The sequence below is a fragment of the Ottowia sp. SB7-C50 genome (assembly GCF_033110285.1).
Classification (GTDB): Bacteria; Pseudomonadota; Gammaproteobacteria; order Burkholderiales; family Burkholderiaceae_C; genus Ottowia.
Genome location: NZ_CP136995.1, coordinates 2,670,995 through 2,689,723 on the forward strand (window position 1 = coordinate 2,670,995; position 18,729 = coordinate 2,689,723).

Sequence of the window (18,729 nt, forward strand, 5' to 3'; positions counted from 1 at the left end):
TTCTTTCGTAGAATCGGCCCGTTGCCATTTGCCGGACCGGACACACCATGAGCACTGCGCTGCACGATCTTTCTGCCCACCAGTTGCTGTCGGGCTACAAGGCACGCGACTTCTCGCCCGTTGACGTGACCCAGTCGGTGCTGGCGCAGATCGAGCGTTGGGAGCCGCACATTGCCGCCACCTACCTGCTGCGCCCCGAGGCCGCACTGGCACAGGCCCGCGCCAGCGAAGCGCGCTGGCTGAAAGGCGCGCCGCAAGGTTCGCTGGACGGCGTGCCCGTCACCATCAAGGACAACATCGCCACCCAGGGCGACCCCACGCCGCTGGGCACCCGCGCGGTCACGCTCACCCCCGCGGCCGCCGACGCACCACCCGCCGCCCGCATGCTGGAAGCCGGCGCCGTGTTCGTCGCCAAGACCACCATGCCCGACTACGGCATGCTGTCGTCGGGCCTGTCCACCTTTCACCCGCTGTCGCGAAACCCATGGGACGTGGCGCTCACGCCCGGCGGCAGCAGCGCCGGCGCAGGGTCTGCCGCCGCGGCGGGTTACGGGCCGCTGCACATCGGCACCGACATCGGCGGCTCCATCCGCCTGCCGGCCGCCTGGTGTGGCGTGGTGGGCCTGAAGCCCAGCCTGGGCCGCGTGCCGATCGACCCGCCCTACATGGGCCGCGCCGCCGGCCCCATGACGCGCACCGTGGCCGACGCCGCACTGATGATGCAGGTGCTGAGCCTGCCCGACGGCCGCGACCACATGAACCTGCCGCCGCAGGCCATCGACTGGTCTGCCGCCTGGACGCAGGACAAACCCCTGAAGGGCGTGCGCATCGGCCTGCTGCTGGCCGCCGGCTGCGGCCTGCCGGTCGAGCCCGCCATCGAAGCCGCGGTGCGCCATGCCGCTCATCTTTTTGAAGCGCAAGGCGCCGTCGTCACGCCGGTCAGCCCGTTCATGACACCTGAACTGCTGGACGGGCTGGACCATTTCTGGCGCATGCGCTCGATGGTCGACATCGACGGCCTGACGCCCCAGGCGCGCGCCGCCGTGCTGCCCTGCATTCGCGAGTGGGCCGACAGCGCGCGCGGCATGAGCGGCGCCGACGTGTTCCGCGCCTACACCGCCACGCAGACGGTGCGCACCGCCACCACGCGCGTCATGCAGGGCTTCGATTACCTGCTGTCGCCCGTGTCGCCCAACGCGCCCGCGCCCGCCGAATGGCCCAGCCCCACCAACGACCCGCTGCGCGGGCTGGACCACATCGGCTTCACCGTGCCCTTCAACATGGGCGAGCAGCCCGCCATTTCGGTCAACTGCGGCTACATGGATTCGCCCGCCACCCCCGGCGCCGTGCTGCCCATCGGCCTGCAGATCGCCGGCCAGCGCTTCGACGACCTGGGCGTGCTGCAGATGGCGCGGGCGTTTGAGCAATTGCGCGGGCCGCAACGAGAGTTTCCACATCCCCCCTGAGTCGCTCACGCGCCTTCCCCCCAGGGGGACAACGCTGGCGGCCGGTGCAAGCCCGGCCGCGGCGTTCCCGCACGGCCTGCTCCGCGGCCTTCCGATGTTGAGAAAGCGCCGCCTGCAAGGTCATGCCGTGCTTCGTAAAATGGCCTGGTGACCTTCCCCCTCAACCCCGACCTGCACTGCCACTCCACCACGTCCGACGGCACGCTGACGCCTGAGGAACTGGCGGCGCGCGCGGCGGCGAATGGCGTGGATTTGTGGGCGCTGACCGATCACGACGAAGTGGGCGGCCAGCAGCGCGCGATGGACGCCGCCCGCGCGCACGGCATCAGGTACCTGACGGGCGTGGAGATTTCCGTCACCTTTGCCGACGTCACCGTGCACATCGTGGGCCTTGGGTTCGACCACACTGACCCGCGCATGATGGAAGGCCTGGCCGACACGCGCGATGGGCGCGGCCCGCGCGCTATCGAAATGGGTGCGCAGCTGGCCAAGGTGGGCATCCCCGGCGCCTACGAAGGCGCGCTCAAGTACGTGGGCAACCCGCGCCTCATCTCGCGCACGCACTTTGCGCGCTTTCTGGTCGATACCGGCGTGTGCCGCGACACGTCGGAGGTGTTTCGCAAGTACCTGACCGAAGGCAAGCCCGGCTACGTACCGCACCGCTGGGCCCGCCTGGGCGATGCGGTGAACTGGATCACGCAAAGCGGCGGCGTGGCGGTCATCGCGCACCCGGCGCGCTACAAATTCACGCCGAATGAGGAGTACGCCCTGTTCTCCGAATTCAGGCAGCACGGCGGCCAAGGTGTCGAAGTGGTCACCGGCAGCCACACCGCCGCCGAAGCGCTGCGCTATGCCGACATGGCGCGCGAATTCGGCCTGGCCGCCTCGCGGGGCAGCGACTTCCACAGCCCGGACGAGAGCTACACCGACCTGGGCAAGCTGCCGCCGCTGCCGCCCGACCTGACACCGGTCTGGTCTATGCTGGCCCAGCGCATACATTGATGTTTTCAGTCTTTTTGGCCGCTCGCGTTGGTCTGTAAAGCGCAGGTTGCTACTTTTTTGATAGTATTTTCATGGCCCAGCATTTCAGCGTCCACCCCGACAACCCGCAGCCACGCCTGTTGAAGCAGGCCGCGGCGCTGCTCGCGCAGGGCGGCGTGCTGGCGGTGCCCACCGATTCGAGCTACGCGCTGGCCTGCCAGCTGGACGACAAGGCCGCAGCCGACCAGTTGCGCCGCATCCGCCAGGTGGACGACAAGCACCACCTGACGCTGCTGTGCCGCGACCTGCGCGAACTGTCCAGCTACGCCCGCGTGGACAACGCGCAGTTTCGCCGCCTGAAAAACGGCACGCCGGGGCCGTTCACCTTCATCCTGGAAGCCAGCAAGGAAGTGCCGCGCCGCGTCAGCCACCCGCAGCGCAAGACGATTGGCCTGCGCGTGCCTGAACATCCCGCGCTGCAGGCGCTGCTGGAGCTGCATGGCGCGCCGCTGCTGGCGACCACGCTGATCCTGCCGGACGACACCGAGCCGCTGAACGACCCCGAGGAAATCCTGACCCGGCTGGACAAGCAGATTGCCGGCGTGATCGACGCTGGCGCCTGCCCGCTGGAGCCCACCACGGTGGTGGACCTGAGCGGCGACGTGCCCGAAGTGCTGCGCCGCGGCCGGGGCGACCCCGCGGCGCTGGGACTTTGAGGCGGCTGCCCTGAAAACCTTTGAACGCAAAGGGCGCAAAGACGGCGCAAAAGTCGCCAAAAAGTCACTTCAAGGTTTCTGCGATTTTTGCGAAGCCTTCGCGCCCTTTGCGTTCAAGAATCTGCATCAAAAACCATAGCGGCTCGCGCTGGATGCACAAGCGCCAACGCCGATTCAACCTGAATTTCGCACGGCCCCAGCCCGTGTCTGAGACAATCCTGCCCTCATGGATTTCGCCAACATCATTCAAACCATCGCCATCTACGCCCTGCCGGTGCTGTTCGCCATCACCGTGCACGAGGCGGCGCACGGCTACGTGGCGCGCCATTTCGGTGACGGCACGGCGGCCTTCATGGGGCGGGTCACGCTCAACCCGCTTAAGCACATTGATCCGATGGGCACCATCGCGATGCCACTGTTTCTGTACCTGGTGACCGGCGGCGCGTTCCTGTTCGGCTACGCCAAGCCGGTGCCGGTCAACTTCGGCGCCCTGCGCAACCCGCGCCGCGACAGCATCTGGGTGGCGCTGGCGGGGCCGGGCTCCAACCTGGTGCAGGCGCTGGGCTGGGGCGCGCTGCTGTACGTGCTGCGCGGCGCGGGGGGTCGAAGAGCGCTTCTTCCTGGAGATGTGCCGCGCCGGCGTGCTGGTCAACGTGATCATGTTCGTGTTCAACCTGTTCCCGCTGCCGCCGCTGGACGGCGGGCGCGTCCTCACCAGCCTGCTGCCGCCGCGCCTGGCCATTCCGTTCAGCCGCATCGAGCCGTGGGGCTTTTTCATCGTCATGGGGCTGATCGTGGCCGGCGTCATCAGCAAGCTGTGGATGCTGCCGCTGATGTCCGTCACCTTCCGTTTCATCGACCTGCTGCTGTCGCCGCTGGCGGCGGTCTTTCGCTAGTTTTCTGGTTTTCATGAGCGCTCAACAACCCCTTCGCGTCCTCACCGGCATCACCACCACGGGCACGCCGCACCTGGGCAACTACGTCGGCTCGATCCGCGCCTCGGTGCGCGCCAGCCAGCAGCCGGGCGTGCAAAGCTTTTACTTCCTGGCCGACTACCACGCCCTCATCAAGTGCGACGAGCCAGCGCGCATCCAGCGCTCGACGCTCGAGATCGCCGCCAGCTGGCTGGCCGCGGGCCTGGATCCGGAGCGCGTGACCTTCTACCGCCAGTCCGACATCCCTGAAATTCCCGAGCTGACGTGGCTGCTGACCTGCGTCACCGGCAAGGGCCTGCTCAACCGCGCCCACGCCTATAAGGCGATGCTGGACAAGAACGCTGCCGCCGGCGCCGACCCCGACAGCGACGTCACCGTCGGCCTGTTCATGTACCCGGTGCTGATGGGCGCCGACATCCTGATGTTCAAGGCGCATCAGGTGCCGGTGGGGCGCGACCAGATCCAGCACATCGAGATGGCGCGCGACATGGCCGCCAGCTTCAATCACCTGTATGGCGAGCATCTGGTGCTGCCCGAGGCACTGATCGACAGCAACGTGGCCCTGCTGCCCGGCCTGGACGGCCGCAAGATGAGCAAGAGCTACGACAACACGATCGCCCTGTTCGGCCCGCGCGAGTTGATGCGCAAGCAGATCATGGGCATCGTGACCGACTCGCGCGCGCCGGGCGAACCCAAGGACACCGAAGGCTCGGCGCTCTACCAGATCTACCGCGCCTTCGCCGACGACGCCGAAGCCGCCGCGTTTGCGCAGGCGTTTGCCGACGGCATTGCCTGGGGCGACGCCAAGCAGCAACTGTTCGAGCGCATCGACCGCGAGATCGGCCCCATGCGCGAGCGTTACCAGCACCTCATCGCCCACCCGCAGGAGGTCGAAGACCTGCTGTTGGCCGGCGCCGCCAAGGCGCGCGCCATCGCCACGCCGCTGATGCGCGAGCTGCGCCACGCCGTCGGTTTGCGGCCTTTGCAGGCCTCTGCGCAGACCCCGAGTGCGCAGGCAGCTACCAAAACTGCAGCATCCAGCTTCAAGCAATACCGCGAGTCGGACGGCCTCTTTTATTTCAAGCTGGTCGACGCCAGCGGCCAGGTGCTGCTGCAAAGCCGCGGCTTCGAATCGCCCCGCGAAGCGGGCCAGGCCGTCAAGCGGCTGCAGACCGAAGGGGCTGCTGCGCTGCCTTCCCTGGCCGCACACATCGACCTGCACGCCAGCCAGCCCGAGGCGCAAATCCAGAATGCGCTGGCGCGCCGGCTGGATGCAACGGAAATGTGACTTTTTTTACAACATTCGTTGAGACGTAGCCCTCGGTTCGCAAGAACCTTGATGGACTTCCGGTCTAACTGCGGCCAAAATATAACCAGTTCTTAGGAGTTGCGTTTTGGCCATCTATGTGATTGACGACCATCCGTTGATGCGGGAGGCCATCGTGATGCTGCTGCGTCGCGTCCGCCCAGAATCGGATCTGGTGGAGCTTTCGAAGCTGTCCGAACTCAACCGCGCGATAACGGCACGAGGAGCGCCGGATCTTTTCTGCCTGGATTTGGGATTGCCAGACACGCTGGGCGTATCGGGGGTCAAGCTGCTGAAGAGCCTTTACCCGGACGTGCCTCTGATGGTCATCTCTGCCGAACCGGCCTCATCCGCTGAAGAGGCCTGCCGCGAAGCCGGCGCCGATATCTATATCGAGAAATCGGCCGGCGCAGGTGAAATCGCTAATGCCATGCGCACCATGCTGCTGCCCGACAACCCGCATGACGAACTCGAAGAAGGTCAAACTGTCGTGGGCATCGCCAAGCTGTCCAAGCGCCAGAAGCAGTTGATCGTGATGCTGGACAAGGGCTTGTCCAACCGCGACATCGCCGAAACCCTGGGCATCAGTGAACACACCGTGAAGGTTCACCTGTGGCGGCTGTTCCGCCGCCTGGGCGTCAAGAGCCGGACGCAGACACTGCACTTCGCCCGGGTGAACGGCCTGCTGACGAGCTGACGGCCGCCGGCAGCGCGAGGGGGGGCGCTCAGGCGAAACACCGAACCGCGCCCCTCGCGGGACTTCAGCGAGACTTCGTAACCCATGCGCTCCGACAGGCGGCGCACAATGGTTAGCCCCAGGCCAAACCCCTCCGCCGACCTGCCATCCGTGGTCACCTGATAAAACTCGTCGAATATGCGCTGCTGCTCCCGCGCCGCGATGCCAGGTCCCGTGTCCCATATCTCGAACACGATCCGGTCGGCCCGCTGGCGCGCCGCCAGCAGCACGCCACCGCGCGCTGTGTAGCGAATGGCGTTGGCCAGCAAGTTGCCGACGATGCGCCGCAGCAGGATCGGGTCGGACTGCAAGGCTGCCTGAACCGGCCGGGCGCGCAAGGTGAGGCCCTTGTCCTCCGCCATCGGAGCGAACTGCGCCATCAGTTCCTCGAACAGTTCCCCCACGTTCACCGTCTGCACCTTGACCAGGTACTGGCCGGTATCGAGTTTGGCCAGTTCGAACATCGAGTCGAACAAGGCGTTGATGGCCCGGGTCGACCGCTGGATCTTGGGCCGCAACTCATCCGCCAGATCGGGCTCGCTGCTCAGCAATTCCGAATAGATACCGAGCGCGCTCACCGGCTGCTTCAGGTCGTGCGCAGCGCCCGCCATGAACCGGTCCTTGAAGCGCAGGGTGTCTTCCACCGCGCGCTTTTGCTCCTGCAGCGACTGGATCAGCATGGCGTTCTGGTAGGTCAGCTCGATGTTCTTGCCATAGACCTCATTCAAGTATTTGGAGATACGCAACAACAGCAGCCAGTAGCCGCCCAGCGTCAGAGGAAACCAGACTTCGACGACGTGGCGACGCGCCTCCGGCCAAATCAACATCGCCAAGGCCACTGAAGCCAGGATCCCGCCCAGATAGGTCAGCAGGAAGATTCGGGTCATGCGCAGGTGTGCCGACATCCACGCAATGGCCACGCCGCCCACGCCGGCAATCAGCATCCAGCACACCACCTCGGACTGCGGTGGCAACCGGCCATAGAACGCCAGTGGCCACACGCCCCAGCCGATCGGATTCACTATCCAGAACCATAGGCGCTCGCGCACATACGTGAGTTGCTCGCCCACCGGGCCGTGCTCCCGCACGCGCGCGTAACCCCGCAGGAAAACCACCCGAAGCAGGGCCACGGTGATCGACACGCACAGCACCCCGAACAGGACCCACGGCGGCACATGGCCCCAGCACAACAACGTAAGCGCCCCCAGCACCACCATCGCGGGCCACTGCGAGGCCTCCATACCCGTCATCAGGTTGGACAGACGCGTGCCCTCCACCCAGTCCGCCTGCGATAGGCCCTTGACTGACTCACACAACCGATCCGGCATAGTACTTATATTCTAGTCGCTCAGACTATACATACGATAACCGCTTTCAGTCGACTCGACGAGTCTCCAGGGCCACATCGCCGCACTGCGCACGCAGGCGCAGCGCGTGCTCCATCACCACCAGCGCCAGCAGCGCTTCCAGGATGGGCGTGGCGCGGATGCCCACGCAGGGGTCGTGCCGCCCCTTGGTGATCACCTCGACCGGTTCGTCCGCCAGGTTGACCGATGCACGCGGCACCAGGATGGAACTGGTGGGCTTGATGGCCACGGCCACTTCCAGGTCCTGCCCGTTGCTGATGCCGCCCAGCACGCCGCCATCGTGGTTGCTGGCAAAGCGGCCGCCCGGCAGCAGGCTGTCGCCATGCTCGCTGCCCTTGCGCGCCACGCTGGCGAAGCCGTCGCCGATCTCCACGCCCTTGACCGCGTTCAGCCCCATCATGGCCTTGGCGATGTCGGCGTCCAGCCGGTCGTACAGCGGCTCGCCCAGACCGACCGGCACGCGCTGCGCCGTCACGCGCAAGCGCGCGCCACAGCTGTCGCCCGACTTGCGCAGCGCGTTCATGTAGTCCTCGATGGCCGAGACGTCGGCGACGGGGGCAAAAAACGGGTTCTGGGCCACGTGCGCCCAGTCCTCGAAGCCGATGGCCAACTCGCCCACCTGCGTCATGCAGCCGCGGAATGTGGTGCCGTACTGCTGGTGCAGCCATTTGCGGGCCACCGCGCCGGCGGCCACCGTGGGGGGCCGTCAGGCGCGCCGACGAGCGCCCGCCGCCGCGCGGATCGCGCAAACCGTACTTGCGGTGATACGTGTAGTCGGCATGGCCTGGGCGAAAGGTCTGGGCGATGTCGCCGTAGTCCTTGCTGCGCTGGTCCTGGTTGCGGATCAGCAGGCAGATGGGCGTGCCGGTGGTGAGGCCCTGGTAGACGCCGGACAGGATTTCGACCTGGTCCGGTTCGTTGCGCTGGGTGACGAACTTGCTGGTGCCAGGACGGCGGCGGTCCAGTTCGGGCTGGATGTCCGCCTCGGACAGCGCCATGCCGGGCGGGCAGCCGTCGATCACGCAGCCAATGGCCGGCCCGTGGGATTCACCAAAATTCGTGACGGCAAACAGGTTGCCAAGGGTATTGCCGCTCATGCGCGCGATTATCGCCACGCGGCATGGCGCACGGTGTCAGGATGACGGAAGAAAGCGCGGCAACAGCAGCGCCGCCTTGTTGAGAAACGCGTACTCGTCCTCCGACACCGGCGCGCGGTCCTCGAAGTCGAAATGGCACAGCGTGCCTTGCAGGTCGTCGCCCCGGTGCGTCAGCGGCAGGCCGATGTAGCTGCCCACCACGCCCTGGTAGACATGTCCGTTCAGGCGCTCATCCTGCGCCGTGCACGCGGTCGAAAAACCGCCGTCGCGCAAGACAAACTGGCAGAAGCTGTCGACCAGCGGCACCGCCTTCAGGCCCTCGGGCAGCACTTCGTTCAGCTTGTCGAACAGGCCGACGCTGTGGAGCGTGCCGTCGCGCAGACGGTACACGCCCGTGAAGCGGTGCGGCACGCGCTCGTTCAGAAAGCGCAGACCATCGGCCAGACCGCCCTGTTCCAGCTGCGCGCGGAAAGTGTGCAACAAGTTGTCCATCGCACCGATTGTCGCAAATGCGGCGCAGATGCCGCGCCGCCGCCGTCAGGGCAGGTTGGGCTCGGCCTTGCCGTCGTCTTCCGGCCAGTCGCGGATGTAGGCCTTGAGCATGCGGTTCTCGAAGTCCTGCCGGTCGACCACCGTCTTGGCGACGTCGTAGAAGCTGATCACGCCCTGCAGCATCTGCTTTTCGATCACCGGCAGGTAGCGCGCGTGGTGGTCGACCATCATGCGGCGCACCTCGTCCAGCTCGGTCTCCAGCGTGCAGATCAGCGGGCCGGGGTTCATGGCGCGGTACACCGACGTGTTGCCGAAGCTGCCGCCGTTGCGTACCGCCGCCTGGATCACTTCGCGGAACGTCAGGATGCCCACCACGCGCTCGTGCGACATGACCACCAGCGAGCCGATGTCCTTCTCGGACATCACCTCTGCGGCGTGCGCCAGGCTGTCCTCCGGGGTGATCGTGTAGAGGACGTTGCCCTTCAGGGCCAGGATATCGCGGACTTTCATGGCGGGGACATTCTCCGATGTCGCTCAGGGCGAATCTGCCGGCGAATATAGCCCACAATAAGATCGGTTCGCGCCCGCGCGGCGCCCTCTTTCACCCCCAGGAGTTCCCATGCCCGGCTACGCCGACCCCGGCTTCGACACGCTCGCCGTCCACGCCGGCGCGCAACCCGACCCCGCCACCGGCGCGCGCGCCGTGCCGATTCACCTGTCGACCTCGTTCGTGTTCGAGTCCAGCGACCACGCCGTGTCGCTGTTCAACCTCGAGCGCTCCGGCCACGTCTACAGCCGCATCAGCAACCCCACCAACGCGGTGCTGGAGCAGCGCGTGGCGGCGCTAGAAGGCGGCATCGGCGCCATTGCCACCGCCAGCGGGCAGGCCGCGCTGCACCTGGCCGTGGCCACGCTGATGGGCGCGGGCGGCCACATCGTCGCCAGCACCGCGCTGTACGGCGGTAGCCAGAATTTGCTGCACTACACGATGCGGCGCTTCGGCATCGAAACCACCTTCGTCAAGCCGGGCGACCTGGACGCCTGGCGCGCCGCCATCCGCCCCAGCACGCGGCTGCTGTTTGGCGAAACGGTGGGCAACCCGGGCCTCGACGTGCTGGACATCCCTGCCGTGGCGCAGATCGCGCACGATGCGGGCGTGCCGCTGCTGGTCGATTCGACCTTCACCACGCCCTACCTGCTCAAACCCTTCGACCACGGCGCCGACCTGATTTATCACTCGGCCACCAAGTTCCTGTCCGGCCACGGCACGGTGATTGGCGGCGTGCTGGTCGACGGCGGCAGCTTCGACTGGGACAAGTCCGGCAAGTTTGCCGAACTGACCGAGCCTTACGACGGCTTCCACGGCATGGTGTTCAGCGAAGAAAGCACCGTCGGCGCCTTTCTGCTGCGCGCACGGCGTGAAGGCCTGCGCGACTTCGGCGCTGCCCTCAGCCCGCACAGCGCGTGGCTGATCCTGCAGGGCATCGAAACGCTGCCGCTGCGCATGGAAAGGCACATCGCCAACACCGAGCGCGTGGTGCGCTTCCTGGCCGAGCAGCCCTTTGTGGCGCGCGTCGGCCACCCGCTGCTCGAATCTCACCCGAGCCACGCGCTGGCGAACAAGCTGCTGAAGCACGGCGCCACGGGTGCCGGCAGCGTGTTCAGCTTCGACCTGAAAGGCAGCCGCGAACAGGGCAAGAAATTCATCGAAACGCTGAAAATTTTCAGCCACCTGGCCAACGTGGGCGACTGCCGCTCGCTCGTCATCCACCCGGCCAGCACCACGCACTTCCGCATGAGCGACGAGGCGCTGGCGGGCGCGGGCATCGGGCCGGGCACGATCCGGCTGTCGATCGGGCTGGAAGACCCCGACGACCTGATCGACGACCTGAAGCGTGCGCTGAAGGCCGCCGAGAAAGCAGGAGCCTGACCATGCGCATCCAAGTCAACGGCCACCCCGTCTACGCCTACACCGGCGGCAAGCCCATCGACCCCGCCAAGCCCACGGTGGTGTTCATCCACGGCGTGCTCAACGACCACAGTGTGTGGATTCTGCAAAGCCGCTGGTTCGCGCACCACGGCTGGAACGTGCTGGCCATCGACCTGCCGGGCCAGGGCAAGAGCGGCGGCCAGCCGCCCCAGACCGTGGAAGAAGCGGCCGACTTCCTGCTCGCCCTGCTGGGCGCGGCCGGCATTGCGCAGGCGGCGCTGGTCGGCCACAGCTTTGGCTCGCTCATCGCGCTCGAGGCCGCGTCGCGCGCGCCCGCCCACGTGAGCCATCTGGCGCTGGTGGGCACGGCGTTTCCGATGCCGGTGTCGCCGGCGCTGCTGGACGCCTCCGTCAAGGCGCCCGAAAAGGCCATTGCCATGGTCAACACCTTTTCGCACAGCACGCTGTGCCCGCCGCCGTCGTCGCTCGGCCCCGGCACCTGGCTGTACGGCGGCTCGCGCGCGCTGATGCGACGCATGCTGGCCAGCAACGCCGAGACCAACGTTTTCTACACCGGCTTCAAGGCCTGTGACAACTACGCAAACGGCACGCAGGCCATGGCGGCGGTGCATTGCCCCACGCTGTTCCTGGTCGGCCGCCACGACCAGATGACGCCGCCCAAGGCCGCCAAGGCGCTGGCGCAGCACGCGCGCCTGGCCAAGGTCGTCGAGGTGGACGCCGGTCACGCGCTGATGACCGAAGCGCCCGACGAAGTGCTGTTTGCGCTGCGCGACTTTCTTGAGTAGGGCGAGCACGGGTGCCCGCCCTGCTTCGACAAGGCGCTGGCTTCAGGCGCCTGGTTTGCTACTTTTATGAGAGCTACTCGCGCTTTCCCTGCCTGCGCTGAAGCCCTTTTTCTCTTGTAGAACTTCGCCCTTGGGCGGCAAGATGTCGGCCACGGTCATGTCGGCCAGCAGCTTGTGCTCCCACCAGCCGGTGAGCGCCTTGTCGGGCTTGAGCAACAGCCTTTCCACCAGCGGCCGCAGCGGCTGATTGGGCGGGTCGAACAGCAGCACGTAGCGCGGCTCCTCGTTCTCGGTCTGCGTGCCCAGCTCGCCAACCCAGTCAAGTTGTTGCAGCGCGCCCATCACGGGCGACAGCTGCAGCGTGTCCACCTTCAGCCAGTGGGCCAGTTGCGGCAGCGTGAGGCCGCGCGTGGCCGTGTCGCGCACGCGGGACAGTGATTGCAGCACCTCGGTGGCCAGCTGAAAGTCCCACCCCGGCCCGCCGCCGCGCCGCGCCACGCCACTCAGCAGGCTGGGCAGGTAGGCGGCGATGACGGCGCCAAACAGCACGATCAGCCACGACATGTAGATCCACAGCAGCAGGATAGGCACCGCCGCAAATGCGCCGTAGATGAGCGAATAGGTGGGAATGCGCGACAGGTACAACCCCATGCCCCACTTGGCCAGCGCCAGGCACACCGCGGCGAACAGGCCGCCGGCCAGCGCGTGCTTCCACTTGACGGGCGTGTTGGGCACGAAGCGGTACAGCAGCGTCAGGCCCACCGTCATCAGCACGAACTGCACCGTGTCCAGCGCCAGGTTGACGCCGCCGCCGATGTCGGGCAGCCAGCCGCGCGAGGCCGTCAGCACGTACGACGAAATGGCCAGGCTGGCACCCAAGACCAGCGGGCCGAGTGTCAGCGCGGCCCAGTAGATCAGCACGCGCTGGCCCAGGGGCCGCTGGGTGGTCACGCGCCAGATGTCGTTGAGCGTGTGGTCGATGGTCAGCACCAGCGACACGGCGGTGAAGGTCAGCACCGCAAAGCCGGCCAGGCCCAATTCGCTGGCCTTGCTGGCGAACTGGGTCAGGTAGTCGAGCACGTTGCGCGAAATGCTTTGCGGAATGAGGCTGTCCAGCAGCCACTGCTCCAGCGCGTCGCGCAGCTGGCCGAAGATGGGGAAAGCGGTGAACACCGACAGCACCACGGCAAAGAACGGCACCAGCGCCAGCGTGGTCGTGAAGGTGAGCGAGCTGGCCGTCAGCCCCAGGCGGTCCTGCTGAAAGCGCTCCCACAGCGTGGCGGCCGTGGACAGCACGGGAAAGTCCGTCACGTCGGTGACGAAGGTCTTGGCGCGCGACTGCAGCTTCTCCAGGTTCATGCTCTTATGATCCTGCAAACGGCGGTCGTATGCCCCGGCGCGATGTGCGTGCCAGCCACGGCGCCACGACACCGCAGGCGGCTGCCTGCCAGCACGCGCAAGGGGCATGGCGCCCTCCAAGCCAGATCATCAGACACCATAAACGCTTGCTGCCATCCTGAATGAAGCGGTCCACCGCCGCCTGCAGGATCATGCCACCGACCATGCCCACCGCCGCCTTGCCCAATACGCCTTCTGCCGCCGCGCTGACCACGCGCGCCATCGCCGTGATCTGCCTGCTGGCGCTGTTCGGCCTGTGCCTGGCGTGGGAGCTGTGGCTGGCGCCGGTGCGTCCGGGCGGATCGTGGCTGGCGATCAAGAGCCTGCCGCTGCTGCTGCCATTGCCGGGTCTGCTGCGGCTGCGCATGCTGACCTACCGCTGGACCTCGCTGTTCGTCTGGCTGTATTTCGTCGAGGGCGTGGTGCGCGCCACCAGCGACCGCGCGCCGTCGTCGTGGTACGCGCTGGGCGAAGCGGTGCTGAGCGTGCTGCTGTTCGCCGCCTGCGCCGCGCACGTGCGGCTGCGCCAGCGGCAGGCGCGTGCGGCCGGGTGAACGGCGGCGCTCCGCATCACCCTGGGCATGTGAACTTCTGAACAAATCGGCCCCCAGCGCTTTGCTGACCTGCGGGAACAGCTATATTTTTAAGAGCAACATGACATCCCAACCCACCCTTCTCGACCGGCTGCGCCAGGCCGTCGGCGCCGACCACGTGCTGACGGGCAACGGCCTGCTCGGCTACGAACAGGACTGGCGCCAGCGCGCGCGCGGCCGGGCGCTGGCGGTGGTGCGGCCGCGCACCACCGAAGAAGTCGCCGCCGTGGTGCGCGCCTGTGCCGCGCACGGCACCGCCATCGTGCCGCAGGGCGGCAACACCGGCCTGGCGGTGGGCTCGGTGCCCGACGACAGCGGCACGCAGGTGCTGCTGAGCCTGCGCCGCATGGACCGCGTGCGCGCCCTCGACGCCGCCAACCTCACCGTCACCGCCGAGGCCGGCTGCATCCTGCAGAACCTGCAGGCGGCGGCCAGCGACGCGGGCTTTCTGTTTCCGCTCAGCCTGGCCGCTGAAGGCAGTTGCACGCTGGGCGGCAACCTGGCCGCCAACGCGGGCGGCACGCAGGTGGTGCGCTATGGCAATGCGCGCGAGCTGTGCCTGGGGCTGGAGGTGGTCACCGCACAGGGCGACATCTGGCACGGCCTGAGCGGCCTGCGCAAGGACAACACGGGCTACGACCTGCGCGACCTGTTCATCGGCAGCGAGGGTACGCTGGGCATCATCACCGCCGCGACGATGAAGCTGTACCCGCAGCCCGCCGCGCAGCTGACCGCCTGGGCCGCCGTGCCATCGATGCAGGCCGCCGTCGATCTGCTGGGGCTGGCGCACCGGCACCTGGGCGCGGGGCTGACGGGCTTTGAGGTGATGAACCAGTTCGCGCTGTCGCTGGTCGACAGGCACTACCCGCAGCAGCGCGTGCCGCTGTGGCGCGAATCGCCCTGGTGCGTGCTGCTGGAAAACTCCGACCACGAAAGCGAGGCGCACGCGCGCGAACAGTTCGAGCGCCTGCTCGAAGCCGCGCTGCAAGCCGGTTGCGTGACCGACGCCGTGGTCGCCGAAAGCCTGTCGCAGGCGCAGGCGCTGTGGCACATCCGCGAGAGCATTCCGCTGGCGCAGGCCGAAGAGGGCCTGAACATCAAGCACGACATCAGCCTGCCGATCTCCCGCATTCCCAGCTTCGTCGAAGCCACCGACGCCGAACTGGCGCGCGCCATTCCCGGCGTTCGCCTGGTCGACTTCGGCCATCTGGGCGACGGCAATCTGCACTACAACGTGCAGGCCCCCGCAGGCGCCGATGCCGCCGCCTTTCTGCGCGACGAAGAAGACCGCATCAACACCCTGGTGTTCGACGCCGTGGCGCGGCATGGCGGATCAATCAGCGCCGAACACGGCATCGGCAGCCTGAAGGCCGCCAAGCTGCCGCACTACAAGTCACCCGTGGCCTTGCAGATGATGCGCGCGATCAAGCAGGCACTGGACCCGCAGGGGATCATGAATCCGGGGCGGGTGCTGGGGTGAGATCAGACAGGGTCAGGACAACAGCGAGGCGAGGCGTTTCTCCAGGTCCGGCAGGTCCTTGCGTCCTTCTCGGGTGAGCACCATCGCCTCTCGCCACGCGTCAAAGTGCTGACGCAGTTGGTCCAGCTGCTCGCATGCATCAATTTGTTCCACAAGGCTTGAACAGGCCGAGCCGAGAAACGTCCGCAGCGTACCGCTCATGAAATTGCGGGCCGTATGGACTCGCTTGACGTCATCCGCGGGCGCTGGCGTTGCGGCGGGTGCTGGCGCTGTCGCGGGCGCCAAGCGCAGAGTGATAAACCCTTCTGCCAGCAGCTTCGCCACCACCTGCGTGTGATCGTCATGGGGGACGAGCCGGGCCACTTCGCCCAGCGTACGCCGTCCGTCCAGCATGATCAAGGTCTGCCGATCGCGGCGCGACAGACCATGAGCGCGCTCGACCATCTCTTCCAGCCCTTTTGGCGTCTTGGCGTAGATATCACCCGCATCCATGCCAGTCTCCTGTGCGTTACGGGAAACATACTACGCTACCAATCCCACGTTACACATGCCTCCAACGCTGGCTGCCGCACAATAAGTCAAATCACCTGGGGCCTTGCTGATGATGCGCGCCATCCAGCAGGTGCTGGACCCGACGGGATCATGAATCCGGGGCGGGTGCTGGCTTGCACCCGAGGCCGGGGCGCTATATCATATCGATCGTTATGGTCAATATGATTTGAGGTTACTATGATCACCGAAGTCAGCGCCGTGACCTTTCGCCAGAATTTGGGCGAAATGCTCAACCAGGTGCAATACCGCAACGACAGCATCGTTGTCAGCAAGGACGGCAAGCCGGTGGCTGCGCTGGTGGACGCCGAACTGTTCGCCCGCATCCGCCGCATGCGCGAGCGCTTTGACGCGCTCAGCCAGCGGGTGGCCGACGCCTACGCCGACGTTCCGCTTGACGCAGGGTTGGCCGAAATCGACCGCGCGGTGGCCGAGGGACGGCAACGCTGATGGCCAACCTGCGGGTGGTGCTGGATACCCATGTGCTGGTGTCCGGGTTGGCCTATCCGGCCAGTACCCCGGGGCGCATCGTCGCCGCCTGGCGACAGGGGCAGCTTGATGTGGCGCTGTCCCATTTCATCCTCGACGAGATGGCGCGCGTGCTGCCTCGCCTGCCGCGCATCCGCCTCAGCCCGGCAGAACTGCGCGATCTGGTCGACAGTTTCATGTTTCTCGCCGACGTGGTCGATGTCGATGAGATCACGCCCGATCCGGCCCTGCGCGACGACTATGACCAGCCCGTGCTGGCCACCCTGCGGGCCGCCAGCGCGAATTACCTCATCACGGGCGACAAGGACTTGCTGGCGTTGGCACCGCGCTACCCGGTCATCACGCCGGCCGAATTCTGGGCACGTCACGTCGGCTGACGCCGGTGTGCGCCGCCTGAGGAACCAAGGCGTCAGCGGCCGCTCTTGGCAGCATAGGGCTTGGCGCGCGGTGCCCCCGCACGCGCCGCCGGGCGCGGGCCGCTGGGGCGGGCAGCAGGCTGGAAGGCGCTCTCTTTTCGATAGCTTTCTGCGCTCTTGGGACGGGCGCCGAAGGCCGATTTTTCCTTGAAACCACCGCCGATCATGCGGGGGCCGCGCGGCTCGCCGAAGTCACGCCGGGGCGCGCCAGGACGGCCACCGGGGCGGCGGCCCGCCCCACCTGCGCCCTTGCGGGCCGGCGAGCGCTGCTCCTGGATCGGCGGGAAGAACTTGGTCGGCTCCAGTCCGTCGATGGTGAGCGGGCGGAAGTGCTGCTGCGTGTAGGCCTCGATGTCGGCCAGGCGGCGGCGGTCGCGAATCTCGGCCAGCGTGACGGCCAGGCCGTCGCGGCCCGCACGGCCGGTGCGGCCGATGCGGTGGGTGTAATCCTCGGCCTTCATCGGCAGGCCGAAGTTGATCACGTGCGTGATGGTCGGCACGTCGATGCCGCGCGCGGCGACGTCGGTGGCCACCAGGATCTGTACGCGGCCGTCGCGCAGCGCGCCCAGGCGGCGGTTGCGCACGGCCTGGCTCAGCGCGCCGTGCAGCGATACGGCGGCAAAGCCGGTTTGCTGCAGTTCCTCGGCCAGCGATTCGCATTCGATCTGCGTGCAGGCAAACACGATGGCCTGGTCGATGCCGGGGTCGCGCAGCCAGTAGTCGAGCAGGCGGCGCTTGTGTTCGGGGCTGTCGGCCCAGTACAGCTCTTGCCGGATGTTGGCGTGGCTTTGCTGCGGCGTATCGACCTGCACCTTCTGCACCTTGCTGCCGCCGTCGTGCATCACGCGCAGCGCCAGTTGCTGGATGCGCGGCGCGAAGGTGGCGCTGAACATCATGGTCTGCTGGCGTTGGGCGGTCAGCTGGTGCACTTCGGCCAGCGCGTCGGCAAAGCCCAGGTCCAGCATGCGGTCGGCCTCGTCCATCACCAGAAAGCGCACCTGGTCGAGCTTGATCTGGCCGCTGCTGGCCAGGTCGAGCAGGCGGCCCGGCGTGGCGACGACCAGGTTGGCGTTCTGCAGCCGGGCGATCTGCATCTGGTACGGCATGCCGCCCACGATGGTGGCGATGCGCAGGCCGCGGCAGTGCTTGACCAGGTCGATGGCGTCGGCCGCCACCTGCTGCGCCAGTTCGCGCGTGGGGCACAGCACCAGCGCGCCGGGCACGGCGGGCTTGAAGTGGCGCGTGTCGAGCGGGCTGCGGCGGCGCGGCTTCTTGGGCGCGGGCTCGCCCGCGGCCAGCGCGGCGGCGACCCTGGCGTCCCAGGCGGCCTGCTCGCGCGCGGCTTCTTCGGCCTGCATGCCCAGCAGCGTGTGCAGCACGGGCAGCAAGAAAGCCGCCGTTTTGCCGCTGCCGGTCTGGCTGCTGACCATCAGGTCGTTGAAGCCTTCGGGATGCGGCTCGAGCGCCAGCGGAATGGTGCGCTGCTGCACGGCCGTGGGCTCGGTAAAGCCCAGGTCGGCAATGGCTGCCAACAGATCGGGCGCCAGGCCCAGGGCGGCGAAGGGGTTGGGGGTTGCTACGGTTTCGGTAGCTGTGGGCGCTTGTGAATCAAGCGCGAACGCGGTATTTTCCTCATAGGAGGCCATACGATCTCTCTGCTTTCCCGGCGCGCAACGCCAACGCCCAATCAACGGCGGCTGGCACGACACGTCAGATGGGGCGTCACATGACGACGCCCGGGTTTCATGAATCGACACCCACCATCTGACTGCTCGGGCGTTCAGCGTGCCGTGAAGTGACGGCGCACGAAACCCGGGAAAAGCAAGGCTGGCCCAACAGGCCGGCCGCGCTAGAGGATCAAGGCCACCGAGGGCGGCAAGTGATCGGAGTGATCTGCCGGTCGCGGTGGCCGCATGCAAGAAGGAAGATGCGGCTGCTTAAATTCACGCGGCAGGCCAAGGCCGTTTCACGT

Annotated in this window: 17 protein-coding genes and 2 pseudogenes; 12 read left to right on the forward strand and 7 right to left on the reverse strand. The window is 67.0% G+C overall.

Annotated features, from left to right (window positions below; all coding sequences use genetic code 11):
• Positions 1-47: 47 nt before the first annotated feature.
• The 6 genes and pseudogenes from R0D99_RS12750 (at position 48) to R0D99_RS12775 (ending at position 6,101) form a co-directional block, all read left to right on the forward strand.
• Entirely contained in the window at positions 48-1,466 is a 1,419-nt protein-coding gene (locus R0D99_RS12750; RefSeq protein WP_317748553.1) for an amidase, read from the forward strand.
• Between the two features lie 147 nt (positions 1,467-1,613).
• The gene (locus R0D99_RS12755) at positions 1,614-2,468 is read left to right on the forward strand and encodes a 3',5'-nucleoside bisphosphate phosphatase (RefSeq protein WP_317748554.1); all 855 of its coding nucleotides are present in this window, start codon (positions 1,614-1,616) and stop codon (positions 2,466-2,468) included.
• 71 nt (positions 2,469-2,539) lie between these two features.
• On the forward strand, positions 2,540-3,163 hold the full coding sequence (locus tag R0D99_RS12760) for an L-threonylcarbamoyladenylate synthase (RefSeq protein WP_317748555.1): 624 nt from the start codon (positions 2,540-2,542) through the stop codon (positions 3,161-3,163).
• Positions 3,164-3,389: 226 nt separating this feature from the next.
• Positions 3,390-4,059: pseudogene (locus R0D99_RS12765) on the forward strand (site-2 protease family protein).
• A 13-nt stretch (positions 4,060-4,072) separates the two neighbouring features.
• Complete coding sequence (locus R0D99_RS12770) at positions 4,073-5,386, forward strand: tryptophan--tRNA ligase (RefSeq protein ID WP_317748556.1); 1,314 nt, start codon at positions 4,073-4,075, stop codon at positions 5,384-5,386.
• A 106-nt stretch (positions 5,387-5,492) separates the two neighbouring features.
• On the forward strand, positions 5,493-6,101 hold the full coding sequence (locus R0D99_RS12775; RefSeq protein WP_317748557.1) for a response regulator transcription factor: 609 nt from the start codon (positions 5,493-5,495) through the stop codon (positions 6,099-6,101).
• Here the strand turns inward: R0D99_RS12775 and R0D99_RS12780 are convergent.
• The 4 genes and pseudogenes from R0D99_RS12780 to R0D99_RS12795 all read right to left on the reverse strand — a co-directional run bounded on the left by R0D99_RS12780 (position 6,011) and on the right by R0D99_RS12795 (position 9,606).
• Positions 6,011-7,468, reverse strand: a complete 1,458-nt coding sequence (locus R0D99_RS12780) for a HAMP domain-containing sensor histidine kinase (RefSeq protein WP_317748558.1) — start codon at positions 7,466-7,468, stop codon at positions 6,011-6,013. The two genes, R0D99_RS12775 and R0D99_RS12780, sit on opposite strands and share 91 nt — an antisense overlap.
• 46 nt (positions 7,469-7,514) lie before the next feature.
• Positions 7,515-8,604: pseudogene (aroC, locus tag R0D99_RS12785) on the reverse strand (chorismate synthase).
• A gap of 36 nt (positions 8,605-8,640) precedes the next feature.
• Positions 8,641-9,096 carry a GAF domain-containing protein gene (locus tag R0D99_RS12790; protein WP_317748559.1) on the reverse strand — a complete coding sequence of 152 codons (456 nt, stop codon included), beginning with the start codon at positions 9,094-9,096 and terminating at the stop codon, positions 8,641-8,643.
• A gap of 45 nt (positions 9,097-9,141) precedes the next feature.
• Complete coding sequence (locus R0D99_RS12795; RefSeq protein WP_317748560.1) at positions 9,142-9,606, reverse strand: CBS domain-containing protein; 465 nt, start codon at positions 9,604-9,606, stop codon at positions 9,142-9,144.
• Between the two features lie 109 nt (positions 9,607-9,715).
• Here R0D99_RS12795 and R0D99_RS12800 point away from each other — a divergent pair, with 109 nt between their 5' ends.
• On the forward strand, positions 9,716-11,026 hold the full coding sequence (locus R0D99_RS12800) for an O-acetylhomoserine aminocarboxypropyltransferase (RefSeq protein WP_317748561.1): 1,311 nt from the start codon (positions 9,716-9,718) through the stop codon (positions 11,024-11,026).
• A 2-nt stretch (positions 11,027-11,028) separates the two neighbouring features.
• Positions 11,029-11,832, forward strand: coding sequence for an alpha/beta hydrolase (locus R0D99_RS12805; RefSeq protein WP_317748562.1), 804 nt, complete (start codon positions 11,029-11,031; stop codon positions 11,830-11,832).
• 42 nt (positions 11,833-11,874) lie between these two features.
• Here the strand turns inward: R0D99_RS12805 and R0D99_RS12810 are convergent, their stop codons facing one another.
• Positions 11,875-13,191, reverse strand: coding sequence for a YihY family inner membrane protein (locus R0D99_RS12810; protein ID WP_317748563.1), 1,317 nt, complete (start codon positions 13,189-13,191; stop codon positions 11,875-11,877).
• A gap of 191 nt (positions 13,192-13,382) precedes the next feature.
• Between R0D99_RS12810 and R0D99_RS12815 the strand changes: the two genes are divergently transcribed.
• Positions 13,383-13,784 (forward strand): DUF2069 domain-containing protein, encoded by a 402-nt coding sequence (locus R0D99_RS12815; protein WP_317748564.1) that lies wholly within the window; start codon positions 13,383-13,385, stop codon positions 13,782-13,784.
• 100 nt (positions 13,785-13,884) lie between these two features.
• On the forward strand, positions 13,885-15,303 hold the full coding sequence (locus R0D99_RS12820) for an FAD-binding oxidoreductase (protein WP_317748565.1): 1,419 nt from the start codon (positions 13,885-13,887) through the stop codon (positions 15,301-15,303).
• Between the two features lie 12 nt (positions 15,304-15,315).
• Here the strand turns inward: R0D99_RS12820 and R0D99_RS12825 are convergent, their stop codons facing one another.
• Entirely contained in the window at positions 15,316-15,795 is a 480-nt protein-coding gene (locus tag R0D99_RS12825; protein ID WP_317748566.1) for a hypothetical protein, read from the reverse strand.
• Between the two features lie 237 nt (positions 15,796-16,032).
• Here R0D99_RS12825 and R0D99_RS12830 point away from each other — a divergent pair, with 237 nt between their 5' ends.
• Together R0D99_RS12830 and R0D99_RS12835 are read left to right on the forward strand one after the other, a co-directional pair.
• Complete coding sequence (locus R0D99_RS12830; RefSeq protein ID WP_317748567.1) at positions 16,033-16,302, forward strand: type II toxin-antitoxin system prevent-host-death family antitoxin; 270 nt, start codon at positions 16,033-16,035, stop codon at positions 16,300-16,302.
• Complete coding sequence (locus R0D99_RS12835; protein ID WP_317748568.1) at positions 16,302-16,718, forward strand: putative toxin-antitoxin system toxin component, PIN family; 417 nt, start codon at positions 16,302-16,304, stop codon at positions 16,716-16,718. Before R0D99_RS12830 ends, R0D99_RS12835 begins: the two co-directional genes overlap by 1 nt.
• A gap of 32 nt (positions 16,719-16,750) precedes the next feature.
• Here the strand turns inward: R0D99_RS12835 and R0D99_RS12840 are convergent, their stop codons facing one another.
• Positions 16,751-18,403, reverse strand: coding sequence for a DEAD/DEAH box helicase (locus R0D99_RS12840; protein ID WP_317748569.1), 1,653 nt, complete (start codon positions 18,401-18,403; stop codon positions 16,751-16,753).
• Between the last annotated feature and the right edge of the window lie 326 nt (positions 18,404-18,729).